Annotated in this window: 19 protein-coding genes and 1 pseudogene; 15 read left to right on the top strand and 5 right to left on the bottom strand. The window is 61.7% G+C overall.

Annotated elements, in window-relative coordinates; genetic code table 11:
- Window positions 1–215: 215 nt before the first annotated feature.
- Both ACM6IP_RS07210 and argB read left to right on the top strand, forming a co-directional pair.
- Window positions 216–1,622: pseudogene (locus ACM6IP_RS07210) on the top strand (phosphomannomutase/phosphoglucomutase); the annotation flags it as partial.
- Between the two features lie 39 nt (window positions 1,623–1,661).
- Window positions 1,662–2,567 carry an acetylglutamate kinase gene (gene argB, locus ACM6IP_RS07205; protein WP_095164880.1) on the top strand — a complete coding sequence of 302 codons (906 nt, stop codon included), beginning with the start codon at window positions 1,662–1,664 and terminating at the stop codon, window positions 2,565–2,567.
- A 114-nt stretch (window positions 2,568–2,681) separates the two neighbouring features.
- Here argB and pyrE read toward each other — a convergent pair whose 3' ends face one another.
- Complete coding sequence (pyrE, locus tag ACM6IP_RS07200) at window positions 2,682–3,326, bottom strand: orotate phosphoribosyltransferase (RefSeq protein WP_414861214.1); 645 nt, start codon at window positions 3,324–3,326, stop codon at window positions 2,682–2,684.
- A gap of 82 nt (window positions 3,327–3,408) precedes the next feature.
- Here pyrE and ACM6IP_RS07195 point away from each other — a divergent pair, with 82 nt between their 5' ends.
- The gene (locus tag ACM6IP_RS07195; RefSeq protein WP_003176915.1) at window positions 3,409–4,188 is read left to right on the top strand and encodes an exodeoxyribonuclease III; all 780 of its coding nucleotides are present in this window, start codon (window positions 3,409–3,411) and stop codon (window positions 4,186–4,188) included.
- 155 nt (window positions 4,189–4,343) lie between these two features.
- Here the strand turns inward: ACM6IP_RS07195 and ACM6IP_RS07190 are convergent, their stop codons facing one another.
- Complete coding sequence (locus ACM6IP_RS07190) at window positions 4,344–4,712, bottom strand: DUF4870 domain-containing protein (protein ID WP_095164884.1); 369 nt, start codon at window positions 4,710–4,712, stop codon at window positions 4,344–4,346.
- A gap of 29 nt (window positions 4,713–4,741) precedes the next feature.
- Window positions 4,742–5,464: a ribonuclease PH gene (gene rph / locus ACM6IP_RS07185; protein ID WP_095164885.1), complete on the bottom strand. Its 723-nt coding sequence runs from the start codon at window positions 5,462–5,464 to the stop codon at window positions 4,742–4,744.
- 269 nt (window positions 5,465–5,733) lie between these two features.
- Between rph and ACM6IP_RS07180 the strand changes: the two genes are divergently transcribed.
- The 6 genes from ACM6IP_RS07180 (at window position 5,734) to ACM6IP_RS07155 (ending at window position 11,038) form a co-directional block, all read left to right on the top strand.
- Window positions 5,734–6,597, top strand: a complete 864-nt coding sequence (locus ACM6IP_RS07180) for a YicC/YloC family endoribonuclease (protein WP_095164887.1) — start codon at window positions 5,734–5,736, stop codon at window positions 6,595–6,597.
- Between the two features lie 12 nt (window positions 6,598–6,609).
- On the top strand, window positions 6,610–7,230 hold the full coding sequence (gmk, locus tag ACM6IP_RS07175; RefSeq protein ID WP_095164889.1) for a guanylate kinase: 621 nt from the start codon (window positions 6,610–6,612) through the stop codon (window positions 7,228–7,230).
- Window positions 7,231–7,397: 167 nt separating this feature from the next.
- Entirely contained in the window at window positions 7,398–7,661 is a 264-nt protein-coding gene (gene rpoZ, locus ACM6IP_RS07170; protein WP_003177259.1) for a DNA-directed RNA polymerase subunit omega, read from the top strand.
- 57 nt (window positions 7,662–7,718) lie between these two features.
- On the top strand, window positions 7,719–9,824 hold the full coding sequence (spoT, locus tag ACM6IP_RS07165; RefSeq protein WP_414861213.1) for a bifunctional GTP diphosphokinase/guanosine-3',5'-bis pyrophosphate 3'-pyrophosphohydrolase: 2,106 nt from the start codon (window positions 7,719–7,721) through the stop codon (window positions 9,822–9,824).
- Window positions 9,825–9,861: 37 nt separating this feature from the next.
- A complete protein-coding gene (locus tag ACM6IP_RS07160) occupies window positions 9,862–10,242 on the top strand; it encodes a RidA family protein (protein WP_003229509.1) in 381 nt (126 codons plus the stop codon).
- Window positions 10,243–10,297: 55 nt separating this feature from the next.
- Entirely contained in the window at window positions 10,298–11,038 is a 741-nt protein-coding gene (locus ACM6IP_RS07155) for a hypothetical protein (RefSeq protein ID WP_095164894.1), read from the top strand.
- Window positions 11,039–11,166: 128 nt separating this feature from the next.
- Here ACM6IP_RS07155 and ACM6IP_RS07150 read toward each other — a convergent pair whose 3' ends face one another.
- Window positions 11,167–12,024, bottom strand: a complete 858-nt coding sequence (locus tag ACM6IP_RS07150; RefSeq protein ID WP_414861212.1) for an SDR family oxidoreductase — start codon at window positions 12,022–12,024, stop codon at window positions 11,167–11,169.
- 188 nt (window positions 12,025–12,212) lie between these two features.
- Between ACM6IP_RS07150 and exbB the strand changes: the two genes are divergently transcribed.
- The 3 genes from exbB to ACM6IP_RS07135 are packed head-to-tail and all read left to right on the top strand — an operon-like array spanning window position 12,213 to window position 14,398.
- Window positions 12,213–13,220 (top strand): tonB-system energizer ExbB, encoded by a 1,008-nt coding sequence (gene exbB, locus ACM6IP_RS07145; RefSeq protein WP_159998589.1) that lies wholly within the window; start codon window positions 12,213–12,215, stop codon window positions 13,218–13,220.
- Between the two features lie 6 nt (window positions 13,221–13,226).
- Window positions 13,227–13,655 (top strand): TonB system transport protein ExbD, encoded by a 429-nt coding sequence (gene exbD, locus ACM6IP_RS07140; protein ID WP_095164900.1) that lies wholly within the window; start codon window positions 13,227–13,229, stop codon window positions 13,653–13,655.
- Entirely contained in the window at window positions 13,652–14,398 is a 747-nt protein-coding gene (locus tag ACM6IP_RS07135) for an energy transducer TonB (RefSeq protein ID WP_095164901.1), read from the top strand. Before exbD ends, ACM6IP_RS07135 begins: the two co-directional genes overlap by 4 nt.
- 103 nt (window positions 14,399–14,501) lie before the next feature.
- Here the strand turns inward: ACM6IP_RS07135 and ltrA are convergent, their stop codons facing one another.
- The gene (gene ltrA, locus ACM6IP_RS07130) at window positions 14,502–15,818 is read right to left on the bottom strand and encodes a group II intron reverse transcriptase/maturase (protein WP_414861211.1); all 1,317 of its coding nucleotides are present in this window, start codon (window positions 15,816–15,818) and stop codon (window positions 14,502–14,504) included.
- Window positions 15,819–16,392: 574 nt separating this feature from the next.
- On the opposite strand from ltrA, the gene ACM6IP_RS07125 reads away from it, so the two are divergent.
- The 3 genes from ACM6IP_RS07125 (at window position 16,393) to ACM6IP_RS07115 (ending at window position 20,879) form a co-directional block, all read left to right on the top strand.
- A complete protein-coding gene (locus ACM6IP_RS07125) occupies window positions 16,393–17,316 on the top strand; it encodes a hydrogen peroxide-inducible genes activator (protein ID WP_095164903.1) in 924 nt (307 codons plus the stop codon).
- A 9-nt stretch (window positions 17,317–17,325) separates the two neighbouring features.
- A complete protein-coding gene (gene recG, locus ACM6IP_RS07120; RefSeq protein WP_414861210.1) occupies window positions 17,326–19,401 on the top strand; it encodes an ATP-dependent DNA helicase RecG in 2,076 nt (691 codons plus the stop codon).
- A gap of 77 nt (window positions 19,402–19,478) precedes the next feature.
- A complete protein-coding gene (locus ACM6IP_RS07115; protein WP_414861209.1) occupies window positions 19,479–20,879 on the top strand; it encodes an aminoacyl-tRNA deacylase and HDOD domain-containing protein in 1,401 nt (466 codons plus the stop codon).
- The last annotated feature ends 8 nt before the right edge of the window (window positions 20,880–20,887 follow it).

Below are 20,887 nucleotides of genomic sequence, written 5' to 3'. Positions count from 1 at the left end.
CACTACGCTTTGCATTTCAGGATGAACCTTGCACAGACGCCAACTGCAGGATCTGGCGAGCGAATTCAAGACAACAGTCGACTGCACCAGTGCCAGCCCCATGGCATGGCACTTGTGCACCACGAACTCTGTACCGAAAACGCCGTCAAAGCCTTCAGTTTGAACCCGTCGACGAACCTCTCGTCGGCCCGTCCAGCAACCTTTGAGTTGGAGCAACCCCAGTGATGAGTAACACAACCCGCGTCGCCCCTGCATTTCCCGACAGCATCTTTCGCGCCTACGATATCCGTGGCGTGGTCCCGCAGACCCTGACCGCTGAAACGGCCTACTGGATCGGTCGCGCCATCGGCGCCCAGACCCTGGCCCAGGATGAGCCGAACATCAGCGTCGGTCGTGACGGCCGCCTGTCCGGCCCGGAACTGGTCGAGCAACTGATCCAGGGCCTGGCCGATGCCGGCTGCCATGTCAGCGACGTCGGCCTGGTGCCAACCCCGGCGCTGTACTACGCCGCCAACGTCCTCGCGGGCAAGTCCGGGGTGATGCTCACCGGCAGCCATAACCCGTCGGACTACAACGGCTTCAAAATCGTGATCGCTGGCGACACCCTGGCCAACGAACAGATTCAGGCCCTGCACCAGCGCCTGAAAAGCAACAACCTGACCAGCGGCCAAGGCAGCATCACCAAGGTCGAGATTCTCGATCGCTACAGCGCCCAGATTGTCCAGGACATCAAGCTCGCACGCCGCCTGAAAGTGGTGGTTGACTGCGGTAACGGCGCTGCCGGCGTGATTGCCCCACAGCTGATCGAGGCCCTGAATTGCGAAGTGATCCCGCTGTTCTGCGAAGTCGACGGCAACTTCCCCAACCATCACCCGGACCCGGGCAAACCGGAAAACCTGGTGGACCTGATCGCCAAGGTCAAGCAAACCAATGCCGACCTGGGCCTGGCCTTCGACGGTGATGGTGACCGTGTCGGCGTAGTGACCAATACCGGCGACATTGTGTTCCCGGACCGCCTGCTGATGCTGTTTGCCAAGGACGTGGTAGCACGCAACCCGGACGCCGAGATCATCTTCGATGTCAAATGCACCCGTCGCCTGACCCCGCTGATCAAGGAGTACGGCGGTCGACCACTGATGTGGAAAACCGGTCACTCGCTGATCAAGAAAAAAATGAAGCAGACCGGCGCCCTGCTCGCTGGCGAAATGAGCGGGCACATCTTCTTCAAGGAGCGCTGGTTCGGTTTCGACGACGGCATCTACAGCGCCGCTCGCCTGCTGGAGATCCTCAGCCAGGAGAAATCCACGGCCCAGGAACTGTTCGAGACCTTCCCGAACGATATTTCTACGCCGGAAATCAATATCCATGTGACCGAAGAGAGCAAATTCAGCATCATTGATGCACTGCACGACGCCCAGTGGGGCGACGGCGCCGACCTGACCACCATCGACGGTGTACGGGTCGACTACGCCAAGGGCTGGGGCCTGGTTCGCGCCTCCAACACCACACCGGTGCTGGTGCTGCGCTTCGAGGCCGACGACGAGGCCGAATTGCAGCGCATCAAGGATGTGTTCCACGCTCAACTGAAACGTGTCGCACCTGACCTCCAACTCCCGTTTTGATTATTTGAAGCGCCTTTTACACAAGTGCCGGAGCCCTGAATGACCCTCGAACGCGAAGCCGCCGCCAACACCGCCAAGGTCCTGTCCGAAGCGCTGCCTTACATTCGCCGCTATGTCGGCAAGACGCTGGTGATCAAATACGGCGGCAACGCGATGGAAAGCGAGGAGCTGAAAACCGGCTTCGCCCGCGACATCGTGATGATGAAAGCCGTGGGCATCAACCCGGTGGTGGTGCACGGTGGCGGCCCGCAAATCGGTGACCTGCTCAAGCGCCTGTCGATCGAGAGTCATTTCATCGACGGCATGCGCGTGACAGACGCCCAGACCATGGACGTGGTGGAGATGGTCCTCGGCGGTCAGGTCAACAAGGACATCGTCAACCTGATCAACCGCCATGGCGGCAGCGCCATCGGCCTGACCGGCAAGGACGCCGAGCTGATTCGCGCGAAGAAGCTCACCGTTACACGCCAGACGCCAGAGATGACCCAACCGGAAATCATCGACATCGGGCAAGTGGGCGAAGTGGTCGGGATCAATACCGATCTGCTCAACCTGCTGGTCAAGGGTGACTTCATCCCGGTGATCGCGCCAATCGGCGTGGGGGCCAACGGTGAGTCGTACAACATCAACGCCGACCTGGTGGCCGGTAAAGTGGCCGAAGCGCTGAAAGCTGAGAAGCTGATGCTGCTGACCAACATCGCCGGCCTGATGGACAAATCAGGCACTGTGCTGACTGGCCTGACGACCCAACAGGTCGACGAACTGATCGCCGACGGCACCATCTACGGTGGCATGCTACCGAAGATCCGGTGCGCGCTGGAGGCCGTACAGGGCGGCGTGGGCAGTTCGCTGATCATCGATGGCCGGGTACCCAATGCGATCCTGCTGGAAATCTTCACCGATACCGGCGTGGGCACCCTGATCAGCAATCGCAAGCGTCCTTAAGCGCTGGCACCTGCAAAAAGACCCCGCTCAGCCTGGCTGAGCGGGGTCTTTTTTTGCCTGCGGTCCTTGTAGGAGCGAGTGCCCGCTTGCGGCTTGCTCCTACAGGGCGGCGTATCAGACGCCGAACTGCGCGCGGTAGGCTTCTACGGCTGGTAGATGCTGCTTGAGCTGAGGATCATCGGCCAGGAACTCCAGGACCTGGTTCAACGAAACGATGCTGATCACCGGAATCGCGAAGTCACGCTCCACTTCCTGGATCGCCGACAGTTCGCCACTACCACGCTCCTGACGGTTGAGGGCGATCAACACGCCAGCAGCCTTGGCGCCTTCCTGGGAAGCGATGATCTGCATCACTTCACGGATCGCGGTGCCCGCGGTAATCACGTCGTCGATGATCAGCACTTCGCCGGTCAGCGGCGCACCAACCAAGCTGCCGCCCTCGCCGTGGGCCTTGGCTTCCTTGCGGTTGAAGCACCATGGCAGGTCACGGTCGTGGTGTTCAGCCAGGGCCACTGCGGTGGTGGCCGCCAACGGGATGCCCTTGTACGCCGGACCAAACAGCACGTCGAAGGCAATACCGCTCTCGACAATGGCCGCCGCATAGAAGCGACCCAGCTGCGCCAAGGCGCTGCCGGAGTTGAACAGGCCGGCATTAAAGAAGTAAGGGCTGGTGCGCCCGGACTTCAGGGTGAACTCACCGAAGCGCAAAACGCCGCGATCGATGGCAAAACGAATGAAATCGCGCTGATACGCTTGCATGCAAAAAACCCCAAATACCACGGATTTAGCTAATTAGCTTGACGCCGTGTATCATACACGCACGCGATTTTTGGGGCCATTTATGCGGATCATCAGTGTGAACGTCAATGGTATTCAGGCGGCAGTCGAGCGCGGTTTGCTCAGTTGGCTGCAAGCCCAGAATGCCGACGTCATCTGCCTGCAGGACACCCGCGCCTCCGCCTTTGAACTGGACGATCCAGCCTTCCAACTGGATGGCTACTTCCTTTATGCCTGCGATGCCGAAGTCCCCGCCCAAGGTGGCGTGGCTTTGTATTCGCGGCTGCAACCGAAGGCTGTCATCAGCGGTCTCGGTTTCGAGACGGCCGACCGCTACGGGCGCTACCTGCAAGCCGATTTCGACAAGGTCAGCATCGCGACCTTGCTGCTCCCTTCGGGGCAGAACGGCGATGAAGACTTGAACCAGAAGTTCAAGCTAATGGACGATTTCGCCCGTTATCTGGATAAACAGCGGCGCAAGCGGCGCGAGTACATTTATTGTGGCTCGCTGTACGTGGCGCAACAGAAGCTGGATATCAAGAACTGGCGCGACAGCCAGCAATCCCCGGGCTTCCTGGCACCTGAGCGTGCCTGGATGGACGAGATTGTCGGCAACATGGGTTATGTCGACGCCCTGCGCGAAGTCAGCCGTGAAGGCGACCAGTACAGCTGGTGGCCAGACAACGAACAGGCTGAGATGCTCAACCTGGGCTGGCGCTTCGACTACCAGCTGTTGACCCCAGGCCTGCGCCGCTTTGTTCGCAGTGCACGCCTGCCACGTCAACCGCGGTTCTCGCAGCACGCACCGCTGATCGTGGACTACGACTGGACGCTGACCATCTAGGCGTCGTTTCGCAAGACACAAAAAAGCCGACAGCGATGTCGGCTTTTTTGTGGGAGCGGGCTTGCCCGCGATGAGGCCATGACCTTCAGCCCATGTGCTGCCTGCCAGATCGCTATCGCGGGCAAGCCCGCTCCCACCGGCAATGCACCTGGTTATTATTTGATCAGTCGCCAGGTGAACGGGTAGCGATACACCTGCCCCTCATTGGCCTTGACTCCGGCAATGATGGTCAGCACCAACGCGCCAATGGCCAATAGGCCAAACAAGAAGAAGCCGATCACCACCACCATCAACAGCAGGCAGATCGCCGAGGCAATGGCCACGCTGATCTGGAAATTCAGCGCCTCCTTGCCCTGGTCGTCGATGAACGGGTCCATCTCACGCTTCATTTGCCACAGAATCAGCGGGCCGATCAGCGAGCCGAAGGGCACCCAGATCCCCAGCAAGGCCGAGAGATGACAGAACATCGCCCACTGGCGAACCTCACGGCTCGGCACGGGCAGCGGCAGTTGCTCATCACTCATGACACTCTCCTTGCTGGCGACCGGAACAATCAGTCAGCCAGCGCAGCCTGTTGCAGGTCGAAAATCTCGGCCATGCCTTTTTTCGCCAGTTCCAGCATCGCGGTCAGCTCTTCAGGCTGGAACGGCGCGCCTTCGGCGGTGCCCTGCACTTCGATGAAACCACCGGTGCTGGTCATCACCACGTTCAGGTCGGTCTCGGCTGCCGAATCTTCCAGGTAGTCCAGGTCCAGCACTGGCTCGCCCTGGTACATGCCCACCGACACGGCTGCGATCATTTGCTTGAGCGGGTCGCCGCCTTTCAGGCCGCCACGCTTCTTGATCACTTTCAAGGCATCGACCAAGGCCACCATGGCGCCGGTGATCGAGGCAGTACGAGTACCGCCGTCGGCCTGGATCACGTCGCAATCGACGTACAGGGTTACATCGCCGAGCTTGGACATATCCAGCGCAGCGCGCAGCGAACGGCCGATCAGGCGCTGGATTTCCAGGGTGCGGCCGCCTTGCTTGCCACGGCTCGCTTCACGCTGGTTACGTTCACCGGTGGCGCGCGGCAGCATGCCGTACTCGGCGGTCAACCAGCCCTGGCCCTGGCCCTTGAGGAAGCGCGGTACGCCGTTCTCGACGCTGACGGTGCAGATCACCTTGGTATCACCGAACTCGACCAGTACAGATCCCTCGGCATGTTTGGTGTAGTTGCGGGTGATGCGGATCGAGCGAAGCTGATCGGCAGCGCGACCACTTGGACGTTTCATAGGGGATACCTGTACGAAGGACGGAAATCTGCCGAGCATTATAGGGCGGCCGGGCACGCCTGGGCACTTCTAAAAAAAAACCGGCGACGAGCGAGGGCTCTGCAGCGCACGCTGCGACGAGCTGCAGCGCTTTGTCGCACGCCTCGTTTGGGAGCTCCCGCTGCACTGCGCTACAATCGCGCGCCTTTGTTGCCTGTGGGCTTTAATTCATTCAAGCAGGTCCGCCGAACCCCGGGGTTCGCTAGCGACCTGCATCGCGAGGTACCGCCATGGTGCACAGCATGACCGCCTTTGCCCGCGTCGAAAAAGCCGGCAGCCAGGGCACCCTGAGCTGGGAGTTGCGCTCGGTCAACAGCCGCTATCTGGAACCGCACCTGCGCCTGCCAGAGTCCTTCCGTGACCTCGAAGGCAACGTGCGCGAGGCACTGCGCCAGGGCCTGTCGCGAGGCAAGCTCGAATGCACCCTGCGTTTTACCGAAGAAACCGCCGGCAAGGCGCTGCAGGTTGACCGCGAGCGCGCCGCGCAACTGATCGCCGCCGCCGAAACCATTGCCAGCCTGATCAGCAATCCCGCGGCACTCAACCCGCTGGAAGTGCTGGCCTGGCCAGGAGTCCTGGTGGCCGATGCCAGCGACCCGCAAGCGCTGAATGCCGAGGCGCTGGCGCTGTTCAACCAGGGCCTCAAGGAGCTCAAGGCTGGCCGCGAGCGCGAAGGCGCGGAGTTGGCGCGACTGATCAGCGAGCGCCTGAGCGCCATTGAAGAAGACGTCGTGACCCTGCGCGAACTGGTCCCGCAGATGCTCGCCACCCAACGCCAGAAAGTCCTCGACCGCTTTGCCGACATGCAGGCCGAACTCGACCCGCAACGCCTGGAGCAGGAAATGGTCATGCTCGCGCAAAAGAGCGACGTCGCCGAGGAACTGGACCGCTTGAGCACCCACATCATTGAAGTTCGCCGCGTCCTCAAGTCCGGCGGCGCCGCCGGCCGGCGCCTGGACTTCCTGATGCAGGAGCTCAACCGTGAAGCCAACACCCTGGGCTCCAAAGCTTTCGACCCGCGCAGCACCCAGGCTGCGGTCAACCTCAAAGTGTTGATCGAGCAAATGCGCGAACAAGTGCAGAACATTGAGTAAGGCAACCCCGACATGACCCACAGCACCGGCACCCTGTACATCATTTCCGCCCCCTCGGGCGCAGGCAAGAGCAGCCTGGTCAAGGCCCTGACGGACGCCGACCAGCGGATCCGCGTCTCGGTCTCCCACACCACCCGCGCCATGCGTCCCGGTGAAGAGAACGGGGTGAACTATCACTTCGTCGAGCGCAGCGAGTTCGTGAAGATGATCGAGCACGGCGACTTCCTCGAGCGCGCCGAGGTGTTCGGCAACCTCTACGGCACCTCGCAAAGCCACCTGCAGCAGACCCTGGACGAAGGCCATGACCTGATCCTGGAAATCGACTGGCAAGGCGCCGAGCAAGTGCGCAAATTGATGCCGCAGGCCCGCTCGATCTTCATCCTGCCGCCGTCCCTGCAGGCATTGCACCAGCGCCTGACCAATCGCGGCCAGGACAGCGACGAGATCATTGACGGCCGGATGCGCGAAGCCGTCAGCGAAATGAGCCACTACGTCGACTATGACTACCTGATCATCAACGACGATTTCGCCCACGCCTTGCACGATTTGCAGGCGATCTTTCGCGCCAATCAGCTGCATCAGAAGCGCCAGCAGCAGCTTCACGGCAAACTTCTGGCCGAATTGCTCGGTTAAACAGCACTTCCCAAAACCGCTGCAAGGGCTTTACATTGGCACTTGCAGCGCGTTGAAGAGCTTGGTTAAAAAATCAGCGCTTCCCTAATCGCTGGTGATTTTTTAAACTGTTGAGTCCGCTCGCCCAACCGGGCAGCGCGCATATTGCATTCGCTCCGAGGAATACCATGGCCCGCGTAACCGTTGAAGACTGCCTAGAACACGTGGAAAACCGCTTTGAGCTGGTCATGCTCTCTACCAAGCGTGCCCGTCAACTGGCCACCGGCGGCAAAGAGCCACTGGTCCAGTGGGAAAACGACAAGCCTACCGTTGTCGCCCTGCGTGAAATCGCCGAAGGCCTGATGAGCTACGAGTTCATCGCCAATGCTGAAATCGTCGAAGACGAACCGCTGTTCGCAGCGTTCGAGGACGAGTCCAACGAGGCCGTCTAAGCCTATGCCTGGTCGACGTAGCACGGCGCGGGATCACAGCCATCGGCAGGAGTCATCATGCCGAGCATAGACGCCCTCGCCGATCGCTTATCGACCTACCTCGGCAATGACCAGGTCAACCTGGTCCGCCGAGCGTATTTCTACGCCGAACAAGCCCACGACGGCCAACGCCGCCGCAGTGGCGAGGCGTATGTCACGCATCCTCTTGCCGTGGCCAATATTCTTGCCGACATGCACATGGACCATCAGAGCCTGATGGCGGCAATGCTGCATGACGTGATCGAAGACACCGGTATTGCCAAGGAAGCGCTGCAAGCGCAGTTCGGCGAAACCGTGGCCGAATTGGTCGATGGGGTCAGCAAACTGACCCAGATGAATTTCGAGACCAAGGCTGAGGCCCAAGCGGAAAACTTCCAGAAGATGGCCATGGCCATGGCGCGCGACATTCGCGTGATCCTGGTCAAGCTGGCCGACCGCCTGCACAACATGCGTACGCTGGAAGTGCTGTCCGGTGAAAAACGCCGGCGCATCGCCAAGGAAACCCTGGAAATCTATGCCCCCATTGCCAACCGGCTGGGCATGCACGCCATCCGCATAGAGTTCGAAGACCTCGGCTTCAAGGCCATGCACCCAATGCGTTCCGCGCGGATCAACCAGGCCGTTAAACGCGCCCGGGGCAACCGCAAGGAAATCGTCAACAAGATCGAAGAGTCCTTGAGCCACTGCCTGGCCGTCGATGAAATCCAGGGCGAAGTCAGCGGCCGGCAGAAACACCTCTACGGCATCTACAAAAAAATGCGCGGCAAACGTCGGGCCTTCAACGAGATCATGGACGTCTACGCGTTCCGGATCATCGTCGACAAGGTCGATACCTGCTACCGCGTGCTAGGCGCTGTACATAATTTGTACAAACCACTGCCGGGGCGCTTCAAGGATTACATCGCAATCCCCAAGGCCAACGGCTACCAGTCGCTGCACACCACGCTGTTCGGCATGCACGGCGTACCGATCGAGATCCAGATCCGTACCCGTGAAATGGAAGAGATGGCCAACAATGGCATCGCCGCGCACTGGCTGTACAAGTCCAGCGGTGACGAGCAGCCCAAAGGCACCCATGCCCGCGCCCGCCAGTGGGTCAAGGGCGTGCTGGAAATGCAGCAACGCGCCGGCAACTCGCTGGAATTCATTGAAAGCGTGAAGATCGACCTGTTCCCGGACGAGGTCTACGTATTCACGCCCAAAGGCCGGATCATGGAGCTGCCCAAAGGCTCCACGGCGGTCGACTTCGCCTACGCGGTGCACACCGACGTCGGCAACAGCTGCATCGCCTGCCGGATCAACCGCCGCCTGGCACCGCTGTCCGAGCCCCTGCAAAGCGGCTCCACAGTCGAGATCGTCAGCGCCCCGGGCGCTCGACCTAATCCGGCGTGGCTCAACTTTGTGGTCACCGGCAAGGCACGCACCCACATCCGCCATGCCCTGAAACTGCAACGCCGTTCCGAATCCATCAGCCTCGGCGAACGCCTGCTGAACAAGGTGCTCAACGGCTTTGACAGCTCGCTGGAAAAAATCCCGGCCGAGCGGGTCAAGGCCATGCTCGCCGAGTACCGCCTCGAACTGATCGAAGACCTGCTCGAAGACATCGGCCTGGGCAATCGCATGGCCTATGTCGTGGCCCGACGCCTACTGGGCGAAGGCGAACAACTGCCCAGCCCGGAAGGTCCGCTGGCGATCCGCGGCACCGAAGGCCTGGTGCTCAGCTACGCCAAGTGCTGCACGCCGATTCCGGGCGATCCGATCGTCGGCCACCTGTCCGCGGGCAAAGGCATGGTCGTGCACCTGGACAACTGCCGCAACATCAGCGAAATCCGCCACAACCCGGAAAAATGCATCCAGTTGTCGTGGGCCAAGGATGTCACCGGCGAATTCAACGTCGAGCTGCGCGTCGAACTGGAACACCAGCGCGGCCTGATCGCCCTGTTGGCCAGCAGCGTCAATGCCGCCGACGGCAACATCGAGAAAATCAGCATGGACGAACGCGATGGTCGCATCAGCGTGGTTCAACTGGTGGTCAGCGTACACGACCGCGTGCACCTGGCCCGCGTGATCAAGAAACTGCGCGCCCTGACCGGGGTGATCCGCATCACCCGCATGCGTGCATAGCTCGCTAACGTAGCCAAGCCATTACAAGGAGTCATCAATGACCAAGACAGTTATCACCAGCGACAAGGCCCCAGCCGCTATCGGCACTTATTCCCAGGCGATCAAGGCCGGCAACACCGTCTACATGTCCGGCCAGATCCCGCTCGACCCAAAAACCATGGAACTGGTTGAAGGCTTCGAAGCCCAGACCGTCCAGGTGTTCGAGAACCTCAAGGCAGTAGCAGAAGCTGCCGGCGGATCCTTCAAGGACATCGTCAAGCTGAACATCTTCCTCACCGACCTGAGCCACTTCGCCAAGGTCAACGAGATCATGGGCAAGTACTTCGACCAGCCTTACCCTGCCCGCGCCGCCATCGGCGTGGCTGCCCTGCCAAAGGGCTCCCAGGTTGAAATGGACGCCATTCTGGTAATCGAGTAACACGCGCGGCGTTACCTGACAGGTAACGCCGACCCCGCTCCCAAAGGATTTCCTCATGCGCAAAGCGCTAGCTCTCTCGTTGCTTGCGGTGCTGCTCGGCGGCTGTGCCAGTGACCCTGCCGACCGCGACATCAGCGGCACCTGGATCAACCAGGCGGCTATCGATGCCGCAGCCAAGGGCGTTCCGCTGCGTGAAGCCCTGCAAGCCAATGGCCCGAACCTGGAATGGGACGTCAACACCAAGGCCAGCCAGGCGCGCTACACCAATGGCTTTGAAAACATCGAAGGCAAGATCCTCGGCGAACAATCCGGCACCTGGAAGATCGAGGTGTACGGCAGCTCCGGCAGCGAATTGAAACGCGATGGCAAACAACTGCAACAAGCGGCCAACGACAATGAGCCGGAGCAGACGTTTGACCTGCCCAAGGAAGCCGTTCCCGTAGGCGCCCCGCTGGGTGCCAGCTTTGAGCGTGCACTTTATTCGGCCTACCTGGGCGGTGGCTGGAAGATCGTCAACGGCCCTGGAGAAGGCAATACTGTGCAGTTCCAGGCCGACGGCTCAGTGCAGGGTTTGCCCGGTGCCGATCGCTACGCCTTGTGCCTGGCCGGTGATTGCGCGTCGATGAGCGGTGGCAATGACACCATCTGGCTGCAACTCAACGAGCAGGGCAACCCATGGATCTTTACCCGCAAGGGCGATGACATGGAGATTTTCCAGGCGGTCAACGGCGCACAGGCCGATGAAAAACCGTCGTTCTCCCCTGGCACTCGCCAGTGGACCCTGGAAAAGCAGTAAGCCGCCAGGAAACGGTGGGAGCGAGCCTGCTCGCGATGAACTCAGGGCTAACGCATGGACTCAGGCAGCGCGCGTAATCGATGACGTGCATCGCGCGCAGCCGCAATCCCGCCCGGCTCGCTCCCGCCTCAGGCCTTGCCCGCCAGAATCGCTGCATAGCCCTCGCGATAAGTCGGATACCGGGGCTTCCAGCCCAACGCCTTCGCCCGCGCATTACTGCAACGCTTGCTGCCGGTACGCCGCACGCTGGCGTCTTCGGCCCACTCCGTCACTCCCAGGTATTCGCGCAGCCACATCACCACCTCGGCCAGCGGGGCGGGTGCATCGTCGACGCCAATGTAGCAATCGTCCAGCGCCACACCCTGATGGTTGGCATCGAGCAGGAACGCCAGCAACCCGGCCGCATCGTCGGCGTGAATCCGGTTGCCATACAACGGCGGGTCCACGGCCACACGATAGCCACGACGCACCTGAGTCAACAGCCACTCGCGGCCCGGACCGTAAATTCCGGTCAAGCGCACCACGCTGGCCGGGATGCCGCTGCCCAGTGCTATCTGCTCGGCCTCCAGCATCACCCGCCCGGAATACGCCGAAGCCTCGGCCGGAGCGGTTTCATCGACCCAACCACCGTCCTGCTGCTCGTAGACACTGCTGCTGGAGACAAACAGCAAACGCTCGGGCACCTGGCCGTAGTCGTCCAGCCAGCCCAGCGCATGCTGCAGGCCCTGCACATAGGCCGCGCGATAGCCCGCCTCGTCGTGATCGGTGGCTGCCGCGCAATACACCAGGTAGTCCACAGCTCCGACAGGCCAGGTCTCTGGGCAATCTTCGTTGAACAGATCACCGGCGACCCCGATCACCCCAGCCGGCAAGTTGGCAATGGTGCGACGCAACCCATAGACCTGCCAGCCTTTTGCCAGCATTTGCTCAGCCAGACGGCCGCCGACATCACCACAACCGGCGATCAATACACTAGGCGCGGACATCAATTCACTCCCCTGATAAAGGCACAGACTAGCCTCGACAATGGACGAGCGGCTAGTAATAGAAGAAAAAAAGAGACGCTATTACTTCTGTTAACAAGAATTAATTGCAATAATGCCCGCCACTTTGTTCTCGGCCCCACGAGGCCTGGAAGGACATTAACCCTCTTTTTCTCTCAGGTCCGGCCAGCATGACACGCAATCCACTCTCCGCTTCGCCAACCACACCCGTCCGCCCGTTGCGCGCCTTGAGCGCCGTAGCCGCACTGGTGTTCAGTCTCCTGCTGGCCCCCACCGCAGCGTTCGCCGATGAGCCAACCTCCGCCACCGCGCCAGCCGCAGCAGTAGCACCTGCACCGGCCGCCGACGCCGCCCATGGCAACGCCGACCACGCAGCGCCAACCGTGACGCCGGTCGCTACCGACCCGGCACTGGCTAGCGACGCACCTACCGCTGACGAGCCTGAAGTCCTGGAAGCCGACAACACCTTGGGCATGGCCCATGACCTGTCGCCGTGGGGCATGTACCAGAACGCCGACATCATCGTGAAGATCGTGATGATCGGCCTGGCCATCGCCTCGGTCATCACCTGGACCATCTGGATCGCCAAGGGCTTCGAGCTGATGGCTGCCAAGCGTCGCCTGCGCAGTGAAATCACTCACCTGAAAAAGGCCACCACCCTCAAGGAAGCCAGCGCTACCGCCACCAAGGCCGGGACCCTGGCCAACCTGCTGGTCCATGACGCCCTGGAAGAGATGCGCCTGTCGGCCAACAGCCGTGAAAAGGAAGGCATCAAGGAACGTGTCAGCTTCCGCCTGGAGCGCCTGGTCGCGGCCTGCGGTCGCAACATGAGCAATGGCACCGGCGTGCTGGCCACCATCGGCTCCACCGCTCCCTTCGTCGGCCTGTTCGGCACCGTGTGGGGCATCATGAACAGCTTCATTGGCATCGCCAAGACCCAGACCACCAACCTCGCCGTGGTCGCCCCCGGCATCGCCGAAGCCCTGCTGGCAACCGCGCTGGGCCTGGTGGCGGCGATTCCTGCCGTGGTCATCTACAACGTCTTCGCCCGCTCCATCGCCGGCTACAAGGCTCAGGTCTCCGACGCCTCCGCTGAAGTCCTGCTGCTGGTCAGCCGCGACCTCGATCACCTGCCAAGCGAGCGCTCCTCGCAGCCGCATATGGTCAAAGTAGGGTAATCAGCCATGGGCTTGCATTTGAAGGAAGGCGCGAGCGACGACCTCGCCGAGAACCACGAAATCAACGTTACGCCGTTCATCGACGTAATGCTGGTGCTGTTGATCATCTTCATGGTGGCGGCCCCGCTGGCCACCGTGGACATCAAGGTTGACCTGCCCGCCTCCAGCGCCAAGCCGGCGCCGCGACCGGAGAAACCGGTGTTCCTCAGCGTCAAGGCCGACCAACGGCTGTACCTGGGCGAAGACGAAGTCAAGACCGAGACCCTCGGCGCGACCCTTGATGCTCGCACCCAGGGCAAGAAGGACACCACCATCTTCTTCCAGGCCGACAAAGGCGTGGACTATGGCGACCTGATGCACGTAATGGATGCCCTGCGGGCAGCCGGTTACCTGAAGGTCGGCCTGGTCGGACTTGAGACGGCAGCCAAAAAATGATCACGACGCGCCAAAAGCTGACGCGTTACAGCGCTAGCCTGGCGGTGGTGCTCGGCGTCCACGCGGTCGCGGTAATCCTCGCGCTCAACTGGAAGTCCTCGCCCCCCGTCACGCTGCCGCCGATGGCGATGCTGGTCGAGTTGGCGCCGGTTCCGGCGCCACCGCAACCGGCACCGCCCAAGGTCGTAACGCCACCCCAACCGCCGACACCGGTAGAAGAACTGCCGCTGCCGAAACTGGCCGAAGCGCCAAAACCGACGATCTCGGTGCCCAAGCCAAAACCCAAGCCCAAGCCTCAGCCGCCTAAACCGGTAGAGAAAAAGCCTGAGCCGGTGAAGGAAAAACCTTCGGAAACGCCACCGTCCGAGGCCCAGCCAAGCAACGTACCGCCCGCCAAATCGGCACAGCCCAGCCCCGGCCCAACGGCAGCACAAAATGCCGCCAAGGCCAGTTGGCAAGGCACACTGCTGGCGCACCTGCAGAAGTACAAGAAGTACCCGCCGGGCGCCCAGGCACGCGGCAAGGAAGGCCTGAACCGCTTGCGGTTTGTGGTCGATGCCGAAGGCAAGGTGTTGTCCTATGAGCTGGTAGGACGCTCCGGCAACGCCGATCTGGACCGGGCCACCCTGGAAATGATCCGCCGCGCCCAGCCCCTGCCCAAGCCACCGGCCGATATGCTCAACAACGGCTCGATCGAAATCGTCGCACCGTTTGTGTACTCGCTGGAGAAGAAGCGCCGTTAAGCAACACCATGCCCTATCGGCATAGGGGACGACCTTCACAGGCCGCGCCCCTGCCACACCACCCGGCATGCGGGTCCGCACCGGGCGGTTCGAGAGATTGAGGTTATGAGAGACGTACCAATCCCAGCCTGTCGAACCACGCAATATTAAGCACGCGATTTAGATCCAGACGACTGTTATGCCACCAGCGGCAGGTGTTTGCTGCCACGTTCTGCGCCACTTGGTTACTCGCGCCAAGTGCTCGCAGCTCACGATATGTCGTCGTTCCGCGCTTCCATTGTTTAAGCTGGATAGCTCGCAATCGGTGTCGTATCCATTCGTCCAGCGCACGCCAGACGGCTGGGGTTTGCGACAACCCGAAATAAGCTTTCCAACCCAAAAGGTAAGGTCGCAGTTCATCGACAATCTGCTGCAAGCTGCGGCCACACGAGCGTCGGGTGTACCAGCGTATTCGCTGCTTGAACTGCTTCTGCGCTTTGTAGGATGCAGCGCGTTTGACATCGCCGCGGGCTGACCACAATTCGTAGCCCAGAAACTTGCGGCCAAACGCACTCGTCACTGCACTTTTGCTTTCGTTGACGCTCAAGTGCAGCTTTTCATAAAGGCGTTTCAGCAAGACCATGACTCGCTCACCTGCCTTCTGGCTGCGAACATAAACGTTCGCGTCGTCGGCATAGCGCACAAAATAATGACCTCGACGCTCAAGCTCCCGATCCACTTCATCCAGCAGCACATTCGCCAACAGCGGCGACAGCGGGCCGCCTTGCGGCGCCCCGTAGCGGCTTTTCTCGATCACGCCATTGATCAACGTTCCCGCATCCAGATACGCCCGAATCAGACGGATAACCGCCCGATCCGCAATCCGTTTACCTAAACGATCAATCAAAATATCGTGATCAACCCGGTCGAAGAACTTCTCCAGATCAACATCCACCACCACTTTGCGTCCCGAGGACACGTAGCGCTGAGCCGCCAAGACAGCGCCCTGCGCACAGCGTCCCGGGCGGAAGCCGTAGCTGTGTTCACTGAAAGTAGGATCGAGTAACGGCTGCAAGACTTGCAGCAAGGCCTGTTGGATCAAACGGTCAGTGACCGTCGGAATACCCAACTCGCGTTCACCGCCATCTGGCTTGGGAATGACTACCCGTCGTACCGGACAGGGCCGGTAGACGCCTGACATAAGCTGTTCACGAATCGCTGCCCACTGGGTCAGCAGGTGTTCGGCTGTCTGATCAATACCCAGACCGTCGACTCCCGATGCACCTTTGTTAGCCTTGACCCGCTTCCATGCCCGCTTCAGGTTTTCTCTCGCAAAGGCCCGCTCCAGCAGCCCTTGCCCTGCGTTGTCGGTTTCATTTTGCGGGCGATTGACCTCGTCGCTGATCGAGCTTCTCACGGTTTCACCGCTCGCAGTCTCCATCCGCCCCGCGTTTGGCGGGCATCTGACTTCCGGTTTCTCGCATCAACATGGCCTATGACGCTTTCTCTCGTTCGGCCCTTCGTCAAAAAAAAAAGACTACTATGGCCTCTGCTGACTTCTCGCTCCAGCTAGCGCCGTCGCCCTTTCAGGCACAAAGCGAGATCTCCCCAGGTAAGAACGCAATCCTTCACCACACAACCGCCGGATTTACGCTGCCTGACCCTTGACCACAAGAGCTTCGCGGTTTTGTGCCCGCTCGCCCTGATCGGCTTCGCCTTGTATCCGGTTCTTGTACATCGGCTCATGGCTTCGATTCACGCTTCCTCCCCACACTCGGTCGCCCTCATGCAGTTGCGCTTCACTTCGTTCGCTGTGGTCAGCTTACGACGGGACTTTCACCCGCAAGATTGCGCCCATGCTGGGCGCACACAAGGAAGGCACCGAAAGGTGCCTTCTGCATATCCGGCAACGGCAAAGATGCATTGCCCAGTGTCACTCCACACACTCAGTCTGATAACGTGCGTCTATCGATTGCAGCCGGTATGCTTGGCCCGCAACTTCACGGACGCCCGCTATGACCCTCACAGAATTACGCTACATCGTTACCCTCGCCCAAGAACAGCATTTCGGCCACGCGGCTGAACGCTGCCACGTCAGTCAGCCGACCCTGTCGGTGGGCGTGAAAAAGCTTGAAGACGAACTCGGTGTGCTGATTTTCGAGCGCAGCAAAAGCGCGGTGCGCCTGACTCCGGTCGGCGAAGGCATCGTCGCCCAGGCCCAGAAGGTCCTGGAGCAGGCCCAAGGCATCCGTGAACTGGCCCAGGCCGGCAAGAACCAGCTGACCGCGCCGCTCAAGGTCGGCGCGATCTACACCGTCGGCCCGTACCTGTTCCCGCACCTGATTCCACAACTGCACCGGGTCGCCCCGCAGATGCCGTTGTACATCGAAGAGAACTTCACCCACGTGCTGCGCGACAAACTGCGCAACGGCGAGCTGGACGCGATCATCATCGCCCTGCCGTTCAACGAAGCCGACGTGCTGACCCTGCAACTCTACGACGAGCCGTTCTACGTCCTGATGCCGGCCCAGCACCCCTGGACCCAGAAAGACACCATCGACGCCAGCCTGCTCAACGACAAGAGCCTGTTGCTGCTCGGTGAAGGTCACTGCTTCCGCGACCAGGTCCTCGAAGCCTGCCCGACCCTGGCCAAGGGCAACGACGGTGCCAAGCACACCACGGTCGAATCCAGCTCGCTGGAAACCATCCGCCACATGGTGGCCTCGGGCTTGGGCATCTCGATCCTGCCGCTGTCGGCCGTCGACAGTCACCACTACGCCCCCGGCGTGATCGAAGTGCGCCCGCTGACCCCACCGGTGCCGTTCCGCACCGTGGCCATCGCCTGGCGCGCCAGCTTCCCGCGGCCCAAAGCAATTGAAATCCTCGCCGACTCGATCCGCCTCTGCTCGGTGGCCAAGCCGGCCACGGCTGCGGGTTAAGCGTTCGCCATGACGGAGCTGTCGCAAGTGTCGGTCACGGCACTCAAGGGTGTCGGCGAAGCCATGGCCGAAAAACTCGCCAAGGTCGGCCTGGAGAACCTCCAGGACGTACTGTTTCACCTGCCGCTGCGCTACCAAGACCGCACCCGGGTGGTGCCCATCGGTCATTTGCGGCCCGGGCAGGATGCTGTGATCGAAGGCACCGTCAGCGGCGCCGACGTGGTCATGGGCCGGCGCCGCAGCCTGGTAGTACGCCTGCAGGACGGCACCGGCGGCTTGAGCCTGCGTTTCTACCATTTCAGCAACGCGCAAAAGGAAGGCCTGAAACGTGGCACCCGCGTGCGCTGCTACGGCGAAGCACGGCCCGGCGCATCGGGCCTGGAGATCTACCACCCGGAGTACCGCGCCATCACCGGCGACGAACCGCCGCCGGTAGATGAAACCCTGACCCCGGTCTACCCGCTCACCGAAGGCCTGACCCAACAGCGTTTGCGCCAACTGTGCCAGCAAACCCTGACCTTGCTCGGCCCCAGCAGCCTGCCGGACTGGTTGCCCAGCGAACTGGCGCGTGACTACCAACTGGCGCCGCTGGACGACGCAATCCGCTACCTGCATCACCCACCCGCCGATGCCGATGTCGACGAACTCGCCCTGGGCCACCACTGGGCGCAACATCGCCTGGCATTCGAAGAGTTGCTGACCCATCAGTTGTCGCAACAACGCCTGCGCGAAAGCATGCGTTCGCTACGCGCGCCGGCCATGCCCAAGGCCAGCCGATTGCCGGCCCAATACCTGGCCAACCTGGGCTTCCCGCCGACCGGCGCGCAGCAACGGGTGGGCAATGAAATCGCCTACGACATGAGCCAGCACGAACCCATGCTGCGGCTGATCCAGGGCGATGTCGGCGCCGGCAAGACCGTAGTCGCCGCCCTCGCCGCCCTGCAAGCACTGGAAGCTGGCTACCAGGTGGCATTGATGGCGCCCACCGAGATTCTCGCCGAACAACACTTCATCACCTTCAAGCGCTGGCTCGAGCCCCTGGGCCTGGAAGTCGCCTGGCTGGCCGGCAAGCTCAAGGGCAAGAACCGTGTCGCCGCCCTCGAACAGATCGCCAGCGGCACGCCAATGGTGGTCGGCACCCACGCACTGTTTCAGGATGAAGTGCAGTTCAAGAACCTGGCGCTGGTGATCATCGACGAACAGCACCGCTTCGGCGTCCAGCAACGCCTCGCGCTGCGCCAGAAAGGCGTGGGCGGGCGGATGTGTCCACACCAGTTGATCATGACCGCCACGCCGATTCCACGCACCCTGGCCATGAGCGCCTACGCCAACCTCGACACCTCGATCCTCGATGAACTGCCGCCCGGGCGCACCCCGGTCAATACCGTGCTGGTCACCGACACGCGCCGCGTCGAAGTCATCGAGCGCGTGCGCGGGGCTTGTGCCGAAGGGCGCCAGGCGTATTGGGTGTGCACCCTGATCGAGGAATCGGAAGAACTCACCTGCCAGGCCGCCGAGACCACCTTTGCCGACCTCACCGCCGCCCTCGGCGAATTGAAGGTGGGGCTGATCCACGGCCGCATGAAGCCTGCGGAAAAGGCCGCGGTGATGGCCGAGTTCAAGGCCGGGGCCTTGCAACTGCTGGTGGCCACCACGGTGATCGAAGTCGGGGTCGACGTGCCCAATGCCAGCTTGATGATCATCGAAAACCCGGAGCGCCTGGGCCTGGCGCAATTGCACCAACTGCGTGGCCGGGTGGGCCGAGGCAGCGCCGCCAGCCACTGCGTGCTGCTCTACCACCCACCGCTGTCGCAGATCGGCCGGCAACGCCTGGGCATCATGCGCGAAACCAACGACGGATTTGTGATCGCCGAAAAGGACCTTGAGCTGCGCGGCCCCGGCGAAATGCTTGGCACTCGCCAGACCGGCCTGCTGCAATTCAAGGTCGCCGACCTGATGCGCGACGCCGACCTGTTACCCGCGGTGCGCGACGCGGCCCAGGCGCTGCTGGAACGTTGGCCGCACCATGTCAGCCCGTTGCTGGATCGCTGGCTACGCCATGGTCAACAATACGGCCAGGTGTAACGTGTCGCCTGGCTTGGCCAGCAAGGGCACCCGCAAGCTGGTTATACTCTCGAAATTGTAGGGATCGGATCCAGACCATGACTGAAGTTGCTCTCGCTGGCGAAACCCCGCACACGCCGTCGGTTATCCGGCTATTGCTCGGCAAGCTAGGCATCGGCTACACCGAAGTGCTTGAACACCCAGGCCTGAATGCCGAGCGCAAGGTCCAGGCAGTGCTGCTCGACGACGCCATCGGTGCGCTCATGGTGCTGTTCCCGCAGAGCCAGTTGCTGGACCTCAATCGCCTGGCCGAACTCACCGGTCGCCGCCTCACCGCAGTGCCGCAGGACCGCCTGGAGCGCATGCTCGGCAAGCACAACCTGAGCCTGCTGCCCGGCCTGCCGGCCCTCACCAGCTCTCCGTGCCTGTACGAACAAAGCCTGCTCGACCAGCCACTGCTGCTGATCAATTCCGGCGAGCCAGGCATGCTCCTGGAAATCCGCGACGAAGACTTCAAGAGCATGCTCACCCAGGCCAGCGCCGCAAAGTTTGGCGAGCCGCTGAGCCGCATCCGGCCGAACCTCGACCGACCGGGAGATGACCGCGAGGAAATCACCCAGGCCGTCCAGGCCTTCACCGCGCGCCGCATCCAGCAACGCCTGGAAGCGACCATCGAGATTCCACCCCTGGCCGGTTCCGCACAGAAAATCATCAAACTGCGGGTCGACCCCAATGCCACCATCGACGACATCACCGGCGTCGTCGAAACCGATCCGGCACTCGCCGCCCAGGTCGTGAGCTGGGCGGCATCGCCGTACTACGCGTCACCGGGCAAGATCCGCTCGGTGGAAGACGCAATTGTCCGCGTACTGGGCTTTGACCTGGTGATCAACCTGGCACTGGGCCTGGCCCTGGGGAAAACCCTGAGCCTGCCCAAGGATCACCCACAACAGGCCACGCCGTACTGGCAGCAGTCAATCTACACCGCCGCCGTCATCGAAGGCCTGACCCGGGCCATGCCGCGGGCCCAACGCCCGGAAGCCGGCCTGACCTACCTGGCGGGCCTGCTGCACAACTTTGGCTACCTGCTGTTGGCCCATGTCTTCCCGCCACACTTCTCGCTGATCTGCCGTCACCTGGAGGTCAACCCGCACCTGTGCCACACCTATATCGAGCAGCATTTGCTGGGGATCAGCCGGGAACAGATCGGCGCCTGGCTGATGCGCCACTGGGACATGCCCGACGAACTGGCCACCGCCCTGCGCTTCCAGCACGACCCAAGCTACGACGGCGAATTCGCCGAGTATGCCAACCTGGTGTGCCTGGCCGTACGCCTGCTACGCAGCCGAGGCGTCGGTTCCGGCCCGGACACCAACATCCCCGACGCCCTGCTCGAGCGCCTGGGCCTGACCCGCGACAAAGCCGAGGAAGCGGTCAGCAAGGTGCTGGATGCCGAAGTGCTGTTGCGCGAACTGGCGTCGCAGTTCTCCCACACCTAGGCACTACG

The sequence above is a fragment of the Pseudomonas sp. IT-P176 genome (assembly GCF_949767245.1).
Classification (GTDB): domain Bacteria; phylum Pseudomonadota; class Gammaproteobacteria; order Pseudomonadales; family Pseudomonadaceae; genus Aquipseudomonas.
The sequence above is the reverse complement of the archived record's forward strand: the minus strand, read 5'-3'. Positions and strand labels throughout refer to the sequence as shown.

Excerpts from the sequence above, each read along its gene's own strand:
- ltrA (WP_414861211.1), bottom strand. The coding sequence starts at position 15,818 with ATGGAGACTGCGAGCGGTGAAACCGTGAGAAGCTCGATCAGCGACGAG.
- ACM6IP_RS07155 (WP_095164894.1), top strand. The coding sequence starts at position 10,298 with ATGCGCAAAGCGCTAGCTCTCTCGTTGCTTGCGGTGCTGCTCGGCGGC.
- ACM6IP_RS07195 (WP_003176915.1), top strand. The coding sequence starts at position 3,409 with ATGCGGATCATCAGTGTGAACGTCAATGGTATTCAGGCGGCAGTCGAG.
- exbD (WP_095164900.1), top strand. The coding sequence starts at position 13,227 with ATGGGCTTGCATTTGAAGGAAGGCGCGAGCGACGACCTCGCCGAGAAC.
- pyrE (WP_414861214.1), bottom strand. The coding sequence starts at position 3,326 with ATGCAAGCGTATCAGCGCGATTTCATTCGTTTTGCCATCGATCGCGGC.
- ACM6IP_RS07115 (WP_414861209.1), top strand. The coding sequence starts at position 19,479 with ATGACTGAAGTTGCTCTCGCTGGCGAAACCCCGCACACGCCGTCGGTT.
- recG (WP_414861210.1), top strand. The coding sequence starts at position 17,326 with ATGACGGAGCTGTCGCAAGTGTCGGTCACGGCACTCAAGGGTGTCGGC.
- argB (WP_095164880.1), top strand. The coding sequence starts at position 1,662 with ATGACCCTCGAACGCGAAGCCGCCGCCAACACCGCCAAGGTCCTGTCC.
- rpoZ (WP_003177259.1), top strand. The coding sequence starts at position 7,398 with ATGGCCCGCGTAACCGTTGAAGACTGCCTAGAACACGTGGAAAACCGC.
- rph (WP_095164885.1), bottom strand. The coding sequence starts at position 5,464 with ATGAAACGTCCAAGTGGTCGCGCTGCCGATCAGCTTCGCTCGATCCGC.
- ACM6IP_RS07125 (WP_095164903.1), top strand. The coding sequence starts at position 16,393 with ATGACCCTCACAGAATTACGCTACATCGTTACCCTCGCCCAAGAACAG.
- spoT (WP_414861213.1), top strand. The coding sequence starts at position 7,719 with ATGCCGAGCATAGACGCCCTCGCCGATCGCTTATCGACCTACCTCGGC.
- exbB (WP_159998589.1), top strand. The coding sequence starts at position 12,213 with ATGACACGCAATCCACTCTCCGCTTCGCCAACCACACCCGTCCGCCCG.
- ACM6IP_RS07150 (WP_414861212.1), bottom strand. The coding sequence starts at position 12,024 with ATGTCCGCGCCTAGTGTATTGATCGCCGGTTGTGGTGATGTCGGCGGC.
- ACM6IP_RS07180 (WP_095164887.1), top strand. The coding sequence starts at position 5,734 with ATGGTGCACAGCATGACCGCCTTTGCCCGCGTCGAAAAAGCCGGCAGC.
- ACM6IP_RS07160 (WP_003229509.1), top strand. The coding sequence starts at position 9,862 with ATGACCAAGACAGTTATCACCAGCGACAAGGCCCCAGCCGCTATCGGC.
- ACM6IP_RS07135 (WP_095164901.1), top strand. The coding sequence starts at position 13,652 with ATGATCACGACGCGCCAAAAGCTGACGCGTTACAGCGCTAGCCTGGCG.
- gmk (WP_095164889.1), top strand. The coding sequence starts at position 6,610 with ATGACCCACAGCACCGGCACCCTGTACATCATTTCCGCCCCCTCGGGC.
- ACM6IP_RS07190 (WP_095164884.1), bottom strand. The coding sequence starts at position 4,712 with ATGAGTGATGAGCAACTGCCGCTGCCCGTGCCGAGCCGTGAGGTTCGC.